The sequence below is a fragment of the Candidatus Corynebacterium faecigallinarum genome (assembly GCF_052264515.1).
Lineage (GTDB): Bacteria > Actinomycetota > Actinomycetes > Mycobacteriales > Mycobacteriaceae > Corynebacterium > Corynebacterium faecigallinarum.
This window is the reverse complement of record NZ_JBQQOC010000001.1, coordinates 241006-258707: the sequence shown is the minus strand read 5'-3', so window position 1 is coordinate 258707 and position 17702 is coordinate 241006. Positions and strand designations below refer to the sequence as shown.

17 protein-coding genes and 1 pseudogene are annotated in these 17702 nt (G+C 67.3%); 8 read left to right on the top strand and 10 right to left on the bottom strand.

The genetic code is table 11. From position 1 onward, the window contains the following. The first annotated feature begins 137 nt into the window (after positions 1-137). The 3 genes and pseudogenes from ACTXPP_RS01180 to ACTXPP_RS01170 form a co-directional block, all read left to right on the top strand. A complete protein-coding gene (locus tag ACTXPP_RS01180) occupies positions 138-344 on the top strand; it encodes a hypothetical protein (protein WP_301498564.1) in 207 nt (68 codons plus the stop codon). A 63-nt stretch (positions 345-407) separates the two neighbouring features. Then, entirely contained in the window at positions 408-992 is a 585-nt protein-coding gene (locus tag ACTXPP_RS01175) for a hypothetical protein (RefSeq protein ID WP_443340476.1), read from the top strand. 51 nt (positions 993-1043) lie between these two features. Beyond that, positions 1044-1493 (top strand): annotated as a pseudogene (locus ACTXPP_RS01170) (YpsA SLOG family protein); the annotation flags it as partial. A gap of 101 nt (positions 1494-1594) precedes the next feature. On the opposite strand, the gene ACTXPP_RS01165 reads toward ACTXPP_RS01170, so the two are convergent. The 3 genes from ACTXPP_RS01165 to mtr form a co-directional block, all read right to left on the bottom strand. Further along, positions 1595-2536 (bottom strand): SMP-30/gluconolactonase/LRE family protein, encoded by a 942-nt coding sequence (locus ACTXPP_RS01165; protein ID WP_443340475.1) that lies wholly within the window; start codon positions 2534-2536, stop codon positions 1595-1597. A gap of 93 nt (positions 2537-2629) precedes the next feature. Next, positions 2630-3514 (bottom strand): SDR family oxidoreductase, encoded by an 885-nt coding sequence (locus ACTXPP_RS01160; RefSeq protein ID WP_443340474.1) that lies wholly within the window; start codon positions 3512-3514, stop codon positions 2630-2632. Positions 3515-3559: 45 nt separating this feature from the next. Then, entirely contained in the window at positions 3560-5032 is a 1473-nt protein-coding gene (mtr, locus tag ACTXPP_RS01155) for a mycothione reductase (RefSeq protein ID WP_443340473.1), read from the bottom strand. Between the two features lie 319 nt (positions 5033-5351). On the opposite strand from mtr, the gene ACTXPP_RS01150 reads away from it, so the two are divergent. Then, positions 5352-6647, top strand: a complete 1296-nt coding sequence (locus ACTXPP_RS01150; protein ID WP_443340471.1) for a putative endonuclease domain-containing protein — start codon at positions 5352-5354, stop codon at positions 6645-6647. Between the two features lie 61 nt (positions 6648-6708). Here ACTXPP_RS01150 and ACTXPP_RS01145 read toward each other — a convergent pair whose 3' ends face one another. Next, positions 6709-7932, bottom strand: coding sequence for an alpha/beta hydrolase (locus tag ACTXPP_RS01145; RefSeq protein WP_443340470.1), 1224 nt, complete (start codon positions 7930-7932; stop codon positions 6709-6711). A gap of 172 nt (positions 7933-8104) precedes the next feature. On the opposite strand from ACTXPP_RS01145, the gene mqo reads away from it, so the two are divergent. Both mqo and cobA read left to right on the top strand, forming a co-directional pair. Next, entirely contained in the window at positions 8105-9583 is a 1479-nt protein-coding gene (gene mqo / locus ACTXPP_RS01140) for a malate dehydrogenase (quinone) (RefSeq protein WP_301520664.1), read from the top strand. A 277-nt stretch (positions 9584-9860) separates the two neighbouring features. Then, positions 9861-10844 carry a uroporphyrinogen-III C-methyltransferase gene (cobA, locus tag ACTXPP_RS01135; protein ID WP_443340468.1) on the top strand — a complete coding sequence of 328 codons (984 nt, stop codon included), beginning with the start codon at positions 9861-9863 and terminating at the stop codon, positions 10842-10844. A 48-nt stretch (positions 10845-10892) separates the two neighbouring features. Here cobA and ACTXPP_RS01130 read toward each other — a convergent pair whose 3' ends face one another. Continuing rightward, entirely contained in the window at positions 10893-11672 is a 780-nt protein-coding gene (locus ACTXPP_RS01130; RefSeq protein ID WP_301495918.1) for a histidine phosphatase family protein, read from the bottom strand. Then, entirely contained in the window at positions 11672-12538 is an 867-nt protein-coding gene (yaaA, locus tag ACTXPP_RS01125) for a peroxide stress protein YaaA (protein WP_443340467.1), read from the bottom strand. The genes ACTXPP_RS01130 and yaaA overlap by 1 nt, the downstream gene beginning before the upstream one ends. Before the next feature lie 49 nt (positions 12539-12587). Between yaaA and ACTXPP_RS01120 the strand changes: the two genes are divergently transcribed. Continuing rightward, complete coding sequence (locus tag ACTXPP_RS01120; RefSeq protein ID WP_443340466.1) at positions 12588-14345, top strand: proline--tRNA ligase; 1758 nt, start codon at positions 12588-12590, stop codon at positions 14343-14345. Positions 14346-14775: 430 nt separating this feature from the next. Here the strand turns inward: ACTXPP_RS01120 and ACTXPP_RS01115 are convergent, their stop codons facing one another. Then, positions 14776-15204, bottom strand: coding sequence for a hypothetical protein (locus ACTXPP_RS01115; RefSeq protein WP_301495920.1), 429 nt, complete (start codon positions 15202-15204; stop codon positions 14776-14778). 66 nt (positions 15205-15270) lie between these two features. Here ACTXPP_RS01115 and ACTXPP_RS01110 point away from each other — a divergent pair, with 66 nt between their 5' ends. Then, positions 15271-16017 (top strand): hypothetical protein, encoded by a 747-nt coding sequence (locus ACTXPP_RS01110; RefSeq protein WP_443340465.1) that lies wholly within the window; start codon positions 15271-15273, stop codon positions 16015-16017. 30 nt (positions 16018-16047) lie between these two features. Here ACTXPP_RS01110 and ACTXPP_RS01105 read toward each other — a convergent pair whose 3' ends face one another. The 3 genes from ACTXPP_RS01105 to ACTXPP_RS01095 are packed head-to-tail and all read right to left on the bottom strand — an operon-like array spanning position 16048 to position 17668. Continuing rightward, on the bottom strand, positions 16048-16218 hold the full coding sequence (locus tag ACTXPP_RS01105; RefSeq protein WP_301521035.1) for a hypothetical protein: 171 nt from the start codon (positions 16216-16218) through the stop codon (positions 16048-16050). Further along, positions 16215-16652, bottom strand: a complete 438-nt coding sequence (locus tag ACTXPP_RS01100; protein WP_443340464.1) for a hypothetical protein — start codon at positions 16650-16652, stop codon at positions 16215-16217. Before ACTXPP_RS01100 ends, ACTXPP_RS01105 begins: the two co-directional genes overlap by 4 nt. A 44-nt stretch (positions 16653-16696) precedes the next feature. Then, positions 16697-17668: a hypothetical protein gene (locus tag ACTXPP_RS01095; RefSeq protein ID WP_443340463.1), complete on the bottom strand. Its 972-nt coding sequence runs from the start codon at positions 17666-17668 to the stop codon at positions 16697-16699. Positions 17669-17702: the final 34 nt, after the last annotated feature.

Sequence of the window (17702 nt, the reverse complement as noted above, 5' to 3'; positions counted from 1 at the left end):
TGGACAGTGCCGGCGTCCCGCAAGGACACCGGCGAGGACGTCGACTTGGAGATGGCGTCCTAACACCCTCGGGCGTGTATAATCGGGGAGACTCATATGAGTTCCCGGTCAAAAACACCACTGTCGCAAAGGACACCATGGAAATCATCGGCTCGATCATCGACCCCATCGCCGGCTCCGTGCAGGGCGGCTGGCGCGCCTTCCTCGACCTCATCGAGGACACCCCGGTCCGCGAGATCTTCGGCCAGTTCGGCCGCCTCGTCGACAACATCGAGGGCTCGCTCGGCATCACCCCCGATGAAGAGGTCTCCAACTCTGTCGAGGGTAGCCTGGGCTCCAGCTAGGTTCCTGTCTTTCAATCCCCCGTGGCACGACGCTGTGTCCGGGGGATCAAGACTGATTGAGCAATGATAAACAAGAACTCACGTGCGCGCGGCTACCGCCGCTGCGCGCTGGCTGCTTTGTCTGGACTGGCCCTCGCCCTCGCTGCGTGCGGTAGCGACGGCAATGACGAGACGGTCACCAGCGAGACCTCGGTGACGACCTCACAGGTTTCGACGTCGGCTGCGCCGACAACCTCTGCGACTTCGACGCCTGATGCTGCCCCGGAGCCATCGGCTCCCGCTGCACTGGAACCAGAGGTCGAGGAACCGGTCGTGGCTCCGGAAAGAAATTCGATCTGGGCACCACCGGGAGAGGGCTATAACTGCCCCAGCACGGATGCCTACGTGTGGGACCCGGCTGACTGCAACCCGTCCAATGGGATCATGAGCCCTGAGGATATGTGGTGGCTAAACGGTGAGCCTGATCCAGCGACAATTCCTATGACAGATGGCGGGACCTGCCCGGCAGCTATCTGCGGCTACGGACATGACGAAAACGGAAACCCCAATCCCACGTCCGGAGAACTCCAGGCACAGGACGGCTGTGAGAAGGAGTATATCACTGACCCGGAGCTGTGCGCGGCTGTGGCCGAGCGCTTCGCTGAATAGTCGGCGCTAGCTCTGCGCCCATAAGCAGGACGGCAACGTAACCTCAGGGGTATGCACCTCTCCGGCACCGACACAGCACTGATCGCCGCCATCCGTTCTGGTGGGCAGAGCGGTGCTGACCGTGGGGCACTGGATGCCGCACGCTCCCAGGGGGTGGGCATCGAAGGATGGTGCCCGGCCGGCGGATGGGCGGAGGATCACCCGGAACCGCCAGGGCTCCTCAGCGAATACCCCGAGCTGATGGAGACGCCCTCCGTGGATCCCGCCCAGCGGACCGAGTGGAATGTGCGCGACAGCGACGCCACGCTGATCCTCGCCCCGCTCTCCACCAACGGCGTCGCTGCCTCACCCGGGACCAGGCTCACGCTGGAGCTCGCCGAGAAGTATCAGAAACCCTCCCTGTTGATCGGGGAGGGCAGCACGGACGAGATCGCCACGGTCCTGGACTGGCTGGCTGGGCAGGGGAATGGCCTCATTCTCAACGTCGCCGGCCCGCGGGAGAGCGAGAGCCCCCCCCCGGGGTTTACCGGCTCGCCTTCGATGTCATCACAGCACTGCTGGTGCGCAGTCGATGAGAACCTGACGTGCTCGCGCTCGCGGGATCAGGGCTGCCCGCCGTGCGGGACATCGGCGCGCACGAACCGGATTGTCGCCTCGGCATTCGCCGTCCGGGCGTCCTCGTCGAAGTCTGGGGCACACGACAGGAACAGGTCCCGGCCGTCCGGCCCACCGAGCAGACAGGCGAACACCGGGGCGCCGGCATCGAGACGCTCGAGGATCTCGCCGCCCACCGCCACGTGCAGGACCGGGCCACCGCAGGCATCGGCGACCCAGAGATTGCCGTCGGCGTCCAGGCCGCAGCCGTCGGGCTTCGGGACACCGTTGGACATGACGTCCTCGAGAAGCAGTGACTCCGGGAACTCCCCGAAGGTGGCCCAGTCACGGCGCGGCCCGAGCGGGCCGTCCTCGTGGATGTCGAAGGCACTCACCCGGCCGGAGAAGGTCTCGTTGACGAGCAGGGTCTTGTTGTCCGGGGTGATCACGCTGCCGTTGGGGAAGTACAGGCCCTCGGCGACGACGCGGGAGGAACCGTCCGGCTCGACGAGGATCAGACCGGTCGGCACCACAACGTCTTCGCCGAAGAGATCGAAGCCGAAGTTGCCGACGTAGGCGCGGCCCTTGTCGTCCACCACCATGTCGTTGACATGTCCGGCGGCCAGCTCGCTGAGGTCGGCGTGCTCGACGACCGTACCGTCGTGCTCACGACGCAGGATCCGCCTGTCCTTCATCGAGACGACCAGCAGTCGGCCGTCGGGCAGCCAGCCCAGGCCCGAAGGCTGCTGCGGGACCTCCAGCTCGGTGCCAAGGTCGGAGCCGTCGGCGGCCATGGAGTGCACCGTGTGGCTGTAGAAGTCGACGAAGTACCAGCGGTCATCGTGCCAGCGCGGGCACTCGGTGAAGTGCCGGCCGGTGAGGACGGTGCGGACCTCGCGGGTTGGCCGGTCGGCAGGAGAGGCGGAGTCGTGCGGGGTGGTTTCGCTCATGAAACCGAGGTTAGCAGGACTGCTACCCGGCGGGGCGTCGCTGTGGATGTCGGGCAGGCGTGACGCCGGGGGAGCGCGAAGCGTCCCGAAGTCCTACTTCGCCGGCTTCACCGCGTCCGCCGCCGCCCAGCGCAGCCCGCGGTTCAGCAGACGCATCACCGCGCGGTACGCCCACGGCATGTTCACCTGCGCCCAGCGTCCCAACTTGATGTCGAAACTGGAGAAGATCAGGTAGCGGCCCTTGCGCACACCCGAGACGATGCTGTGCGCCGCCTCGGCAGGACTGTCCGCATGACCCTGGAAGAGCTTCTTCGCCTTCGCCACCCGATCATTGGTCTGGTCCACCCCGTCGATGTCGATCGTGCCGACCAGGGGAGTGTCCACCGCACCCGGCGCGGCGACGTGCACGCTCACCCCGTGCGGGGCCAGGTCGAAGCGCAGCACCTCGCACATACCCATCACCCCGCCCTTCGACGCCGAGTACGCCGCATGCCACGGCAGTCCGATGATCCCCGCCGCCGAGGACACCATGCACAGCCGACGCATCTTCGGCTTACGTCCGAACAACCCCTCGCCGCGCTCCGCGATCGGCCCCGCAGCAGTCAGTGCCGGGGTGAACGCCTCGACAATGTGCACCGAGCCCATCAGGTTCACCTCGATGACCTTCACCCACTTGTCGTGCGGCATCGTCCGCGGATCACCCCAGATGGCGATGCCGGCGACGTGGTACACCTCGTCCGGCGTGCCGTGCTCCACGAGCAGCCGGTCGGCCCAGGCCTTCACCTCGCCGACCTCGGTGACGTCCAGTACCTGGGAGTCCAGCAGACTGCCTGGACGCATCGCGTCGAGATCATTGCAGGTCTGCGTCAGGCCCACCTCGTCGCGGTCGGTGATCAGCACCTCGTGGCCCTCATGGGCCAGCAGCAGTGCGACCTCCCGTCCGATCCCCGAGGCCGCTCCCGTCACCACGCACCGCATTGCATCCAGCTCCTTTTGTGTTGGAAACCCTGTCCGGGTTCCAACCTATCGGAATTCCAGGCCCAGCATGGCGTTCTCCACAACCTCGCCCAGCGCCGGGTGCGGCCAGTACTGCTTGGTGGCGAAATCCACCAGGTCAAGGTCGAATTCGAGGGCGGTGACCAGGATCTGTATCAGGGTGGCGGCCTGTGGGCCCATGATGTGCGCGCCCAGCAGACGCCGGGAGTCGGCGTCGGCGATGAGCTTGCAGAACCCGGTGGTGTCCTCCATCGCCCAGCCGTAGGCGACGTCCGAATACTCCTGCACCTTCACGGTCAGCGTCCTACCGTTGGCCTCCGCCCACTCGCGCGCCTGCTCCTCGGTCATGCCGACGGTCCCGATCTGCGGGTGGCTGAACACCCCGCCCGGCACATTGTCGTGCTTGAACGGCATCAGGTTCGCGTCCCCGGCGGACTTCGCGGCGGCGACGTTGTGGAACACCGCGCGCGCCTCCTGGTTCGCCACGTGCTTGAGCTGGAAGGTGTTGGACGCATCGCCCAACGCCCACACGCCCGGGGCGGTGGTGCGTCCGAACTCATCGGTGATGATGCGGCCGTCCTCGGCGAGCTCCACCCCGCCGTCCTCGGCGTTGAGCAGATCGCCGTTCGGGACGCGGCCCTGTGCCAGCAGCAGCTCGTCACAGTCGATCTCCCGACCGTCATCCAGGGTGATGGTGGTCAGCCCGCCCTCGGCGCGCGCCGCGGTGACCGTGTGGCCCAGCAGGTTCGTCCACTGGTTGTTGGAGAGATCGGTGAAGCGGGTCGACACCGTCTCATCGAAACGACGCAGCAGATGCTCCGAGCGGTTCACCACGAACACCTCCACGCCCAGGGCGGAGAAGATGTGCGCGAACTCGGTGGCGACGATTCCGCCACCCAGGATCACCAGGGTGCGGGGCAGCTCCTCCATCCGCATGATGTCGTCGTTGGTGCGGTAGGGCACGCCCGACTCGGCGATCACCGGCGGTACCCAGGTACGCGACCCGGTCGCCAGGATGATCTGGTCGCCGGTGATGGTGGTGGCCACCCCGGTCTTGCCGTCGCCGATCTGCAGGGTGCGCTCGCCGGTGAATCGGGCGATGTCGCTGTAGAGGGTGATGTTCGGGGTCTCGTCGCCGCGGCGGTACTCCTCGCCACCCTTCGAGATCGGGTCGATGCGCTTGCCGAAGACCCGCTCCTGCAACGCCTTCCAGTCCACTCGCCAGCCGGCGACGGGGATCTGCGCGGCGGCCGCCCCACCGATGGGGTAGATGCCGTAGGTGCCGACGTTCCGGAGCTCGCGGACGACATCGGCGGTGTAGACGTACATCTTCGTCGGGATGCAGCCGACGTTGATGCAGGTGCCGCCGAAGATGCCCTTCTCGACGATGGCGATCTTGCGGTCGTTGAGTTCCTCGGGGATGGAGTTGCCGGAGCCGGTGCCGATGACGATCAGGTCGTAGTGCTCGGCGGTGCTGGACTGGTTCGTATCGCTGCTCATGGTCCCGATGGTACGTAGGGCACCGGCCCGCTTGCTGCCTACGCGGTGGTGAGCACCCCTGCCCGGTGTCGGAAGCCGGTCTCGATGTCGGGATCCGGCCCCGATGCCGCCTGTTCCGTGGTGGGCGCCCACTGTCGAGAGGCGGCTCCGGCCCCGATGTAAGAATCGTGGGATCAATCGTTGGTTTTTCTGCCGGATCACGACGATTCATCCCACGAATCTGACAAGTTTTTCAAAATGAACAACTGAAGGGTCGATGGTGTGGTGTGATGACTGCAGCACTGCGAGGGGGTCGTGGTGCAGGGAGGGGACCTAAGTCTTGACACGACAAAGTGCGAAGCGCCAGACCGGCGCACGCCAGACCGTTGCCCGGCAGAGCGCACCGGCGAACCCGGCGTGGAAGCTGCCGCCGGACATCGCCCGAGCCCTGTCCGAAGGCCGGTACACGCCTGGCAGAGGACCCTGGTACATCCCGCGTATCCTGCCGACGCATCTTCCGGAGCGGCGGGAATGGCTCGAATCCTCCGGGGTGAGCCGGTGGGCCATCGACCGGGGATACGACACCCTTGCCAGTGGGGTGGTGCTCAAGCGCGTTGGAGACGGAGGTACCGGGAGCGACGGAAGTGCCGGACGTGCTGGTAGCCGTGAAGGTACCGGACATGGCGGAGGTACCGACAGTAGCGGTGGCCGTGGAGGGCGCACGGGTCCGAGGTCGGAGATCGACACCGGGGCGTACTGCCACTGCATCATCACCCGTGCCCGGGCCCAGCTGATCAAGCACCACGAGACCTGTGTCCTCGGCGGGTGGGGAGCTGCCGCATTCCACGGGCTGAAGTACTGGGCGGACTCCGCGCCGGTGCTCCTGCTGAGCTACCAGGTGGCCAAGCGCGATTCGGACGACAGCAAGGTGGCGGCGAAACATCCGCTGCGGGCGGCGGTGCGCGAGTTCCCGAAGCATTTCGACATCGAACGGGACACTGTCTGCCCCGATCCCGAGTTTCCGCATCACCGCGTGGTCAGCGCGCCATTCGCCCTGGTGCAGTGCCTGCGGTCGGTCCTGTCGGGCAAGCACACCTGGTATGTGTCTGACATCCCGGGCCTGACCCGGCAGGAGGTACGGGCCATCCAGCTGGTCGACGCCTTCATCATGTGCTCCACCGTGACACGGGCGGAGATTCTCCGCGCGGCTCGAGGAATGGTGAGACACCGTACCCTGAACCGACTCCTGCGTTTCGCGTCCGTCGGAGCAGAGTCACCCAGGGAGACCGAACTGCGGCTGTTCATCCGCGACCTACTGCCGAAGGGACACCAGTGGCAGACCCAGGTCGAGGTCGAGCTTGCCCCGGGCGAGTCGACCGGGCAGGTCCGCCGGACGTTCTTCGACATCGCCTGTCCCACGCTGAAGATCGGCCTGTACTACGACGGTGCCCACCACATGAACGCGGATCAGGCCGAGAAGGATTTCGAGCAGATCCAGGACCTGCACGACGGGCGGTGGACGGTCATCCGGGTCGACAAGAAGCTGATGGCCAATCCGGAGAAGATGCTCCGGCAGATCCGGAACGCCATCACGCGTGCCGGGGCCATGTCAGAAACGTGGGATCAATCGGCGTGATCCGGCCGGAAAGCCATCGATCCATCCCACGAATCTGACACCCGCGGGGAGGGGAGAGGAGCTACGCCTGACCGAGCACCCCGGCCAGCCACTCGTCGGTGGCGGCCAGGGCGTCCGCCCGGACCTCCGGCCTCGACAGGAAGACGTCGTGCATCGCGCCGGGCACCACCCGCACCTCGCAGTCCGGGTCGACCTTGTGGGCGGCCTCCTGCATCTGCCGCACGCTCAGGATCGTGTCGGTGACGAACGCCCGCTCCACCGGAACCTCCTTACCGGAGGCATCGGTCTCGCTGCGTCCGGAACTGGATCCGTCGGAGCGCAACAGCAACGTCGGCACCCCGGTGGACCACCTGCCGGAGTGGAGCTTCTCGATCTCCCGGTTCACCCCCACCAGCCAGCTGACCTGCTTCGGGCGCGGCAGCAACGGCTTGTAGTAGCGGTCGTAGTCCCACTCGCCGTTCTCCGAGACGTGCAGGGTGCGCCCGTAGGTCGGGTTGATGCCGCCGGGCACGTGCCAGGCCGGCGTCACTTTCGCCACATGCGGGAAGACGTTCCGGATGATGAAGTTCGTCGGCTTGTCGAACTGCAGACCCAACCACGGACTGTTCAGCACCGCCGCGCGCACCGCGCCGTGCAGGGCGGCCCGGGCGGTGTCACCGCGCCGGGAGGCGTCGTGCAGCCGGGAGAGGAACATCGTGACGTCCAACCCGCCGGTGGAGTGGCCGACAGGGATGACACCGTCGTGGCCGGCACCGAGCAGGGAGACGGCGATGGAGAGGTCCTCATCGTAGATGCTCTGCGAGGTGACGTGGTGCCAGGTCTGGCCGTCGCGGTGGCTGCGTCCGCACTTGCGCAGGTCGATGGCGTAGACGGCGAAGCCGCGGGCGTGGAAGTGCTCGGCGACGTGGGTCTGGAAGAAGAAGTCGGTCATGCCGTGCACGAAGAGCAGGGCCGGACGCTGCGACCACTCAGCGTCGTCCGCTGCATCGGCGGCTGCATCGGCGGCTGCGCCCGCCTCGGCGTCCCCGGCCGTGTCCTCCCCCCGCGTGGGGTCATCGGACGCACCGGGACGGTAGCGCACCAGGGTGGTGACCACCGGGCCGCGCTCGCCGTCGGGATCTGAACCGATCTCGATGGTGTGGCGGGTGTAACCTTCCCCGAGGAGATCCGGCTCAAAGTCCAGCTCATGGACACTGGTTCCCAGGGGTTGGGAAAGGACGGTGGCGAGGGTCTGGTGGCTCATCGCCCGGGGGCGGCGGGAAGTCGGAGTGCTCACGATGGTCATCCTAGCGTCCCACCAACGCCCTCCACCGGGGGTTGGTTGTTTGTGGAGAGACCCCCGACAAGTAGGATTGGCTCCATTGTGGATGCCGACCAATGGTCGCCGGAGTCCCGACGGGAGTCCTTCAGACAACGTGCTCGGCGCAACAGCAGCGATTCAAAGGAATGAGCTTAACGTGTCACCTTCCCAGAATGATCACGTCGACGTCGCCCTCATCGGCGCCGGTGTCATCTCCACCACCCTGTCCGTGATGTTGCGCCAGCTGCAGCCGGATTGGACCCAGGTCATCATCGAGCGCCTCGACACCCCCGGTGCAGAGTCCTCCTCGCCGTGGAACAACGCCGGCACCGGCCACTCTGCCCTGTGCGAGCTGAACTACACCCCCGAGGTCAAGGGCAAGATCGACATTGCCAAGGCCGTCGGCATCAACGAGAAGTTCCAGGTCTCCCGCCAGTTCTGGACCCACCTGGTCAACGAGGGCGTGCTCGGTGAGCCCAGCGAGTGGATCAACCCCACCCCGCACATGTCCTTCGGCCACGGCACCCAGCAGGTCGACTACATCAAGGCCCGCTACGAGGCCCTGAAGGACCACCCGCTGTTCCAGGACATGCACTACACCGACTCCTTCCGCGAGTTCAGCGACAAGCTGCCGCTGATGGGCGAGGGGCGTGACCCCTACGAGCCGGTCGCCATCTCCTGGATCAACGAGGGCACCGACATCAACTACGGTGCGCTGACCCGCCAGTACCTGGACGCGGTCACCTCCGAGGGCGTCGAGGTCCGCTACGGCAACCAGGTCACCGACATCAAGCGCGAGGGCACCGGCTGGAAGGTCACCACCAAGAACCTCCACAACGGCGACATCTCCACCGTCACCGCGAAGTTCGTCTTCGTCGGCGCCGGTGGAATGGCCCTGCCGCTGCTGCAGAAGGCCGGCATCCCGGAGATCAAGGGCTACGCCGGTTTCCCGGTCTCCGGCGAGTGGCTGCGCTGCACCAACGAGGAGCTCATCGAGCAGCACTCCGCCAAGGTCTACGGCAAGGCCGCCGTCGGCGCCCCGCCGATGTCCGTCCCGCACCTGGACACCCGCATCATCGACGGCAAGAAGGGTCTGCTGTTCGGCCCGTACGCCGGCTGGACCCCGAAGTTCCTGAAGCAGGGCTCCTGGCTGGACCTGTTCAAGTCGATGCGTCCGGGCAACATCCCGTCCTACCTGGGTGTCGCCGTGCAGGAGCTGGGCCTGACCAAGTACCTGGTCGAGGAGGTCCTCAAGGACCAGGCTGCCCGCGTCGAGTCGCTGCGTGAGTACATCCCGAACGCCAAGGCCGAGGACTGGGAGCTGGTCACCGCCGGTCAGCGCGTCCAGGTCATCAAGCCGATCGGTGCCCCGAAGTTCGGTTCGCTGGAGTTCGGTACCACCATGGTCAACTCCAACGACGGCTCCATCGCCGGCCTGATGGGTGCGTCCCCGGGCGCCTCCATCGCCCCGCAGGCGATGATCGAGGTGCTGGAGCGTTGCTTCGGTGACCGGATGCACGACTGGGCTCCGAAGATCAAGGAGATGATCCCCTCCTACGGCCAGAAGCTGTGGAAGGACGAGTCCCTGTTCAACAAGCTGTGGGACGAGAGCCAGACCGCCCTGAAGCTGGCCTAGTCGCTCGAGCCTAGTCGCTCAATCCGCTAAGCCACTCAAGCCTCTGAGCCTCTGGGCTGCTGAGCCCTTGAGTCTCTGGGCCGCAAAGGCCCTGGCGGGACCGCCCCGGTTGTCCCGCCTGCCGGACGCCTCCGCCCGGCCGCTGCACTGTTCTTCCCCTCACTGGGGAGGTGGTGCCGCGGCCGGGTGTCGTCGTTTCCTGGGCACGGTTGTGTCGGTGCCTGGGTGGGGCAGTCTCTGCAGTTCGGTGCGCAGGCACGCGCTAGACTTGGTCACCATGAGTCTTGTGCTGACCGGTGTTCCGGTGTTGGTGGTCGATGGCCCGGAGGCCGACGTGACGGCTGAGCTGCTGCGCGACCAGGGCGCGATCCCAGTGGCGTGGGGCGACATCGCCACACGCATCGGCATGGTGCGCGTCCCCGCCGGCAGTGCGGACCAGGTTGCGGAGGACGCCATCGCCTGGGCGCACCGCAACGGCATCCCCGTCGACGACCGGCGGGGGAGGGCGTCCCGCGCTGCTGATGCTGAGCAGCCTGCAACCGGCAGCGTCACCCTGGTCGGTGGTGGCCCCGGTGACGCCGACCTGGTGACTGTCGCCGGTGTGCGCGCCATTGAGGCAGCGGATGTCATTCTTGCCGATCACCTGGGTGCGATCACACTGGCCGAGGAGGCTGCCGAGCGCGGCGCGGAGGTCATCGACGTCGCCAAGATCCCGTACTCCCGCCAGGTCTCCCAGGAGCGGATCAACGAGATCATGCTCGAGAAGGCCAGGGCCGGGCTCAACGTGGTGCGGCTTAAGGGCGGCGACCCGTTCATCTTCGGACGCGGCCACGAGGAGGTCACCGCCTGCGCCGAGGCCGGTATCCCCGTCAAGGTGCTCCCCGGGGTGACCTCGGTGACTGCGGCCCCGGCCGCCGCCGGGGTGTCGCTGACCCACCGCGGGGTCAACCATGATGTCACCGTGGTCTCCGGCCATCTCCCGCCCGGCCACGAGAAGTCCCTGGTGAACTGGGATGCTGCCGCGCAGATGGCCGGCACCCTGGTGCTGATCATGGCGATGCGCAACGCTGGTGCGATCGCCGACGAGTTGGTGGCCAAGGGGCAGGACACCGAGACCCCGGCCGTGGTAATCGAGAACGCCTCCACCGACAAGCAGCGCGTCACCGGGGCGACCCTGGCCACGCTGGGGGAGACGATCGAGCGCGAGGGCCTGGGGTCCCCGGCGATTATCGTGATCGGCGAGGCCGCGGCGCTTCGCTAGCACCAACGGCTGGACCGACCGGGTATGCCCGTCCGAGAAACCGAGAAACTAGCGGCGTCGGCGCTGCGAGTCGGGTAGGTGGCCCAGGACGGTAAGGCTCCGGTTGTGGAAGCGGTCGTCCTCGGTGAGGAGCGAGATGCTTCCGGATCTGACCCGGAAGGCGGCGTAAGCGCATGCGGACAGGGGAATTCGCATCCAGGATGCGATGACCGGCGTCGCTGTCCCTCCGTGGGTGACGATCACGAGGTCATCCACGCCGCCCGGCGTGGCCTGGCCCGCGGCGTCGTCGGTGTCGTCAGCCGTGCCGTTCACCAGTCGCTCCATCGAGGCATAGACCCTGGTGAACCACTCCAGCTTCGTCTCCGCTCCCTCGATCCCCTCGTCGTGGTCCATGCGCTCGCCGACAGCCGGGGGAGTGATGAACCGTTCGTCGAGCCAGGACTGCAGGCGCCTCTCCGCCGCACCATAGGACTTCTCCCGTAGCCCAGCGTCCAGCTCGACCGGGACGCCCAGAGCCTCGGCGATCATCTCCGCCGTCTGCCGGGTGCGTAGGAGGTCGGAGGAGACGATGCGGAGCCCGGCCTCGGCGATAGTCCCGGAGGTGCCCCCGGTACCGCCGCTGCCATCGGCACCGCCCCTGTCGCTGGGACTGCTCCCAGCATCGGCGCTATCGGCAGATCCCAGGCCGAAGTCCGACCGCAGCGTCTCAGCGATCCGCCCGGCATCCCGCAGGCCCCGCTCGGTCAGCGCAAAGTCGAACCAGCCGCCCACCAGTCCGTCGACGTGGTGGGTGGCTTCCGGGTGCGTGACCACGAACAAACGCTTCATCACACCACCAGGGTCAGTGTGTCCTTCGGCGGGGTTGTCTTTCCGTTGGCCGTCACCGTCGGCTCGTTGATCTCCATGGTCAGCCCGGCATCGCGGGCGATCGCGGCGATGTCCGCGGCACCCCGGGCAGCATCGGCAGCAGAACCCGCCGTCGCCAGCACACGGGCGAGGACCCCCTTGTAGTGCTTGTTGAAGTGGCTGACGACCTTGCGCGAACCATCCGGCTGCACCGACTCCACCCGCACCGTCACCGCCCCGATGCCGGTCGTCGCATTCCATGCGGGCAGCTTGCCCAGCCCCTGGTAACCGCCGGAACGCAGGTCCACGATCACCCCGTCGCCGCGTCCGTCGGCCGTCTCCGCCAGAGCATCGGTGATCAGGCGTCCCCACCGCTTCTTCATCGTGGGTGCTGCGGTAATCACAGCAACGCCACCAGCCGCACTGTCCGACCCGCCAGCCAGACGCTCCGGCAGCTTCGTCCCCGAGGAAAACCGGTAGTGCGGGATCGCATCAGTGGCCCGCAGCACACCGAACAACGCCGAGCCGACGCCCAACCGCGACCACGCGTCCGGGTCGGCGTCCTGCAACGTCGCGGCGTCCAACGCATCGTAGAGCACACCGGTGTAGCGGAAGAGCGCCGGCATCGTCGGAGCGTCCTGCAGATGGGTGTTCGCCTCCGCCTCGGAACGCAGCTTCTCCGAGATCCCCAGAATCCCCAGTGCCGCATCGACGTCCAGCGCCTCCAGATCGGCGATGACCTGCTCGCGAACGGGGGTGAGCGAGGGGAATGACAAGGCATCCAAAGCCAACGTCGGGCCATCGCCGCCGGGGGCCTTGGTCTCGGACGGGGGGAGAAGAATAAACATAGCTACACCCTAGTGATACGTGTGCATGGAATGAACTAGAGTACCGGTCATGATCACCCGGATGTCCTCTATCTTCCTCCGCACGCTGCGCGATGACCCCGCCGACGCGGAGGTCCCGAGCCATAAGCTCCTCGTCCGGGCCGGTTACATCCGCCGTGCCGCCCCCGGCGTGTACTCCTGGCTGCCGCTGGGGCTGCGCGCCCTGAAGAACGTGGAGAAGGTCGTCCGGGAAGAAATGGACGCCATCGGTGGCCAGGAGATCCGCCTGCCCGCCCTGCTGCCGCGTGAGGCCTACGACGCCTCGGGACGCTGGGAGGAATTCGGCTCCTCCCTCTTCCGCCTCAAGGACCGCAAGGGCCAGGACTACCTGCTCGGCCCCACCCACGAAGAGCTGTTCACCACCATGGTGAAGTCGGAGTACTCCTCCTACAAGGACTTCCCGGTCACCCTGTACCAAATCCAGACGAAGTACCGCGACGAGGAGCGCCCGCGTGCCGGCATCCTGCGCGGCCGCGAGTTCATCATGAAGGACTCCTACTCCTTCACCATGGACGACGAGGGTCTCGAGGAGGCCTACCAGGCGCACCGCAAGGCCTACCAGGCCGTCTTCGACCGGCTCGGTGTGGAGTACGCCATCTGTGCCGCGACCTCCGGTGCCATGGGCGGCTCGGCCTCCGAGGAGTTCCTCGCCGTCTCGCCCAACGGTGAGGACACCTTCGTGCGCGCCACCGACGGTGACTACGCCGCCAACGTCGAGGCCGTGATCACCCCCGCGCCTGACGCGCGCCCCATCGACGGCCAGCCCGCCGCCGTGGTCCACGACACCCCGGAAGCCCCGACCATGGACACCCTGGTCACCTGGGCCCGCGACAAGGGCATCACCGTCGACGGACGCGAGGTCGAACTCACCGACACCCTCAAGTGCCTGGTCGTGAAGGTCACCCAGCCCGGTGGCAAGCCCGAGCTCACCGGCGTGCTGCTGCCCGGTGACCGCGAGGCCGACATGAAGCGACTGGAGGCCTCCCTGGAGCCGGCCGAGGTCGAGCTCGCCACCGAGGCTGACTTCGCGGGTAACCCGTTCCTGGTCAAGGGGTACGTCGGCCCGAAGTCACTGGCGGACAACGGTGTCACGGTGCTCGCCGACCCGCGCATCGTGCCGGGTACCTCGTGGATCACCGGTGCGGACGCCCCGCGCCAGCACGTGGTCAACATGGTCGCCGGACGCGACTTCACACCCGATGACTACATCGAGGTCGCCACCATCCGTGAAGGCGACCCGGCGCCGGACAACAAGGGCACGCTGACCCTGGAGCGCGGCATCGAGATCGGCCACATCTTCCAGCTGGGCCGCAAGTACACCGAGGCCTTCCACGTGCAGATCCTGGACGTCAACGGTAAGCGGTCCGTGCCGACGATGGGTTCCTACGGCCTGGGCGTCTCCCGCCTGATCGCCGTGCTCGCCGAGCAGATGCACGACGAGAAGGGCCTGCGCTGGCCGGTGGAGGTCGCCCCCTACGCCGTGCACGTGGTCATCGCCAACAAGGACGCCGCCGCCGGTGAGGCTGCCGAATCGCTGGCCAACGCCCTGTCGGACACCGGGCTTGAAGTCCTCTTCGACGACCGCCCGAAGGTCGGCCCCGGCGTGAAGTTCAAGGACGCCGAGCTGCTGGGCATGCCGTATGTGGTCATCGTCGGCCGTGGTTTCGCTGACGGCACCGTGGAGCTGCGCAACCGGCTGACCGGTGAGGTCACCGAGGTGGCCTACGACGACGCGGTCGCCACGATCCGCGAGCTCGCCGGGAAGTAGGCGCACGCTCCTCCTCGCGCTCCCACTCTGGCCTTGGTGTCAGAAAGGTGGGATCAATCGATGGTTTTCGGGCTGATTCCCATCGATTGATCCCACCTTGCCGACATGTCCGGGCGAGGGACTGGGCGGGAAGAGACACCTCAGGGAAGTCGGGGGACCTGTTAGTGTCACGGGCGACCATGAGACCGCTGACGCATCCGTCAAGGAGGTGAGACACTTGGCGCCCAAGAAGGCCGGTAAGGCTATCAAGGCGAGGCCCGGGGAGACCCGGCTCGTCGCGGGGAACCCGAAGATGGGCCCGGAGGAGCTGCAGGAGCACCTGAAGCTGAAATCCCGGGCACGCACGATCCCCGACAAGAAAAAGAAGAAAGACCGAAGGGCCTGCCGGAACTCCCGGCAGGCCCTTCGGGGTTTCCGGGTGCGTCATCCCTCACGGGCGCCAGAACGGCTGGTACCCGAAGGCCTCGGCTATGAGGAACCCCTCCATCACCGTGACCAGCGCACACAACAGAACCAGGAACACCAGGGTGTTTCGGGTGATCTTCGCCCCGAAGTGCAGGAGCTCCCGCAGCCGGGCCAGCAGCAGGCCACCGAAGATCGCAGGCAGCAAGAACGGGATGAACAGCTGGGAGACGGGGGAGGCGTCATTGGGTGCCGCGCGTCCGCGTGGTCCGGTGGACTGGACCGTCGCACCGTCCGGCGCGGCGATCACGGCGAGGACGGCGGCGACCAGGAGGACACCGGCGACCACCACGGCACTGACTGCGACCGTCCGGACACGCCGACGTAGCTCCGGGCCGACCTCGGCGGCGCGACCCAGGTCATCGGCGGGTGGGGTGGGGCGCCGGAAGAAGATCACGGGGGTCGTCCTCTCCGGCTCGGTCAAGAAACGGGTCGTTCATCGCGATGAACTTATGATGTCTCCATGGACGATACGACACCGGATGTGACGGTCGGCTACGACGACGGCTGGATCGCCGTCACCGGGGCGCTCGCGGTGTCGATGACCGAGCAGCTGGACCGTGTCCGCACCTCACCAGCGCAGCAGCAGTACGAGCAGGAGCCCGGACAACTGCAGGTCGGCCCAACAGGTGAGACGCCGGAGTTCCTCACCGCGCTCGACGGAAAGACCCGATTGCCGCTCAGCCCGCAGCTCAGGGAGTTCTACGGCTACGCCCGGTGGTCGTCCGGCAGCGTGACGCTGCTGGAGGTCCAGGATCCAGTGGACTTCCTTGACCTGCTCACTGATCCGCAGGTGGATCTACCCGGCGTGCTGCGTAGCGAGTTCACGTCGCCGGGAGTGTTGGTGGACGCCCGGGGCCAGGGTCTTGATCCGTCCCGGTGCGCGCTGCTCATGGTCGATTCGGTGACCTCGTCGCCGCACAGTCGCGCCTACCTTGTCTTCGATGCCCCGGAGCATTCCCGGGTGGGGACGCTCATCGCCGCGAACGGGAGGAGCGGGGGGAGCAGCGGGGACGATGCGAGCGGCGGGAGCGGCGATACCGCCGACACCGCGGAGCCCGAGGTCTGGGTGTTCGAGAACGAGCACCACCACTACGCCGACCTGCGGACCTGGCTGGCGTGGCGGGCCTGGGACGACGGCCCGCTGGATGGGCCGGCCGGGCCGGAGGAATTCGAGACGGCGGCCGATGCGCTGGCCGACGGTGAGTAGCGGACCTTGTGGGAGCGGTGAACTTTCAGGTCATCCCCAGTCGTAGGTGTAGAGCACCGTGTGGCTCTCCGGCTCAACGAACATCAGGACGGCGTCCGCCGCCCCGTCCCGCCACCGGTGGCAGGCCGTCGCCGCGACGAAGGTGAACTCACGCAGCTCCGACGACTCCGGCCCCGACGCAAGACGCAGAACCGGGCTCACCCGATCCGCCCGGTCGAACTCGAACCCGGCCGGCGGGTCGAAGGACGCCCAGTTGCCGTACCCCGGGCCGACCACCGATCCGGACGGTGGTGTTTCTCCGGCACCCAGCCCAGCTCCGGACCCGGATCGGCGCGCAGGGCTTCGCCGATGCCCCACCTGTCCTCGAACTCGCGGGCGGACCCCTTCAGCGAGGTCTCCACCCGCTCCAACAGCGCGCCGGCCCCGTCCGGGTCGATGGCGGGGAGCTCGGCGACCGGTGCGGTGTCCTCACCGGGACCACCGGGACCACCGGGGCCACCGGGGCCGCCGGGGCCGCCGGAGCCGTCGTCGAGCCGGCGGATCAGGACGTGGCCGATGGGTGCTCCGTCGGCGGCACCAAACGCCGGACGCCAGGACACGCTGTAGAGCGAGTCCGCGGTGACTGCACTGTTCATGGTCGCCGAGAATACTGGAGCAGCGTGCGAACGACGCGCCGCCGCTACTCGCCGCGGATGCTGACTGCGCTAGGGTCCTCGCCAAGCAGGTCCTCCAGCGCAGCCTCCGAGCGGGCGGCCAGCGCACACCACATCGCGGTGACCGCACGGTCCTCCGCAGCGACCGAATCAACCGCACGGCGCAGTTCCACGGTCACTCCGTGCACCGCGTCGAGCAGCCCCCGGGTTCCCGCCGTCCGGTCGGTGATGTCGACGTCGGTGGTGTAGCCGGACTCTGCCGTGACACCGGCGACCGGCTCGATCGCATCGCGAAGCGAGCGCATCCGGGTACCCACGACCACCACGGTTCCCCGGTTCTCGCCGGATGCCGGCAGTACCGCCCCGCTGAGGTACACCGCCTGGTGGATCAGTTCGGCGGCGTCCGACAGTGCCTCGGCGGTCTCCTCGCTGTCGCTGAAGCCCTCGTCGAGCAGTTCCTGGTCGATCGCCTCGCCGCCGGACTCCCGGGTACTGAACGTCGCCAGTGCGGCGTGCAGGCCGGTCAGCAGGACGGCCCGGTCACGGGCGTCGTCCTCCCCCGGGGCGCCGGGGTAGTCGGTGGCGGTGTACTCCTGGTCGTCGATCGTGACGTCCTCACCGCCGATCAGAGCCATCATCGCCGAGCGGATGTCGGCGATCGTCGGATCGTCCTCGACACCGACGTCGGTGTGGGTGGTGCAGGTCTCCGGGACCTCACCGTCCTCGGTGCCGCACAGTCGCAGGATCTCGTCCTCCACCAGGCCGGCCTGCTCCTCGAAGACCGGGGTCTGAGCGTCGCCCTCGACCACCAGGCGGGTGTTGACGTCGGTGAGCTGTCGCTGCAGGTCGTCGAGCATGGCGTCACGCTCGGGCGGCTCGGTGGAGCAGGCGGTGAGCGCGCCGGTGGTCAGGGTGGCCAGGGAGAGCAACAGGGCGGACGCGGTGCGGGTGCGGCTCATGGTCGACACCGACCGGCGGGGGAGGGATGACTCGTGCACGGAGTCCATAGTGCCATCCGGCACCGGTGCTAGT

Bases quoted from the DNA above. Each gene is read 5' to 3' on its own strand.
- ACTXPP_RS01120 (WP_443340466.1), top strand. From the start codon at position 12,588: ATGATCACCCGGATGTCCTCTATCTTCCTCCGCACGCTGCGCGATGAC.
- ACTXPP_RS01110 (WP_443340465.1), top strand. From the start codon at position 15,271: ATGGACGATACGACACCGGATGTGACGGTCGGCTACGACGACGGCTGG.
- yaaA (WP_443340467.1), bottom strand. From the start codon at position 12,538: ATGTTTATTCTTCTCCCCCCGTCCGAGACCAAGGCCCCCGGCGGCGAT.
- ACTXPP_RS01180 (WP_301498564.1), top strand. From the start codon at position 138: ATGGAAATCATCGGCTCGATCATCGACCCCATCGCCGGCTCCGTGCAG.
- ACTXPP_RS01160 (WP_443340474.1), bottom strand. From the start codon at position 3,514: ATGCGGTGCGTGGTGACGGGAGCGGCCTCGGGGATCGGACGGGAGGTC.
- ACTXPP_RS01130 (WP_301495918.1), bottom strand. From the start codon at position 11,672: ATGAAGCGTTTGTTCGTGGTCACGCACCCGGAAGCCACCCACCACGTC.
- ACTXPP_RS01165 (WP_443340475.1), bottom strand. From the start codon at position 2,536: ATGAGCGAAACCACCCCGCACGACTCCGCCTCTCCTGCCGACCGGCCA.
- ACTXPP_RS01100 (WP_443340464.1), bottom strand. From the start codon at position 16,652: ATGAACAGTGCAGTCACCGCGGACTCGCTCTACAGCGTGTCCTGGCGT.
- mtr (WP_443340473.1), bottom strand. From the start codon at position 5,032: ATGAGCAGCGATACGAACCAGTCCAGCACCGCCGAGCACTACGACCTG.
- cobA (WP_443340468.1), top strand. From the start codon at position 9,861: ATGAGTCTTGTGCTGACCGGTGTTCCGGTGTTGGTGGTCGATGGCCCG.
- ACTXPP_RS01175 (WP_443340476.1), top strand. From the start codon at position 408: ATGATAAACAAGAACTCACGTGCGCGCGGCTACCGCCGCTGCGCGCTG.
- ACTXPP_RS01145 (WP_443340470.1), bottom strand. From the start codon at position 7,932: ATGACCATCGTGAGCACTCCGACTTCCCGCCGCCCCCGGGCGATGAGC.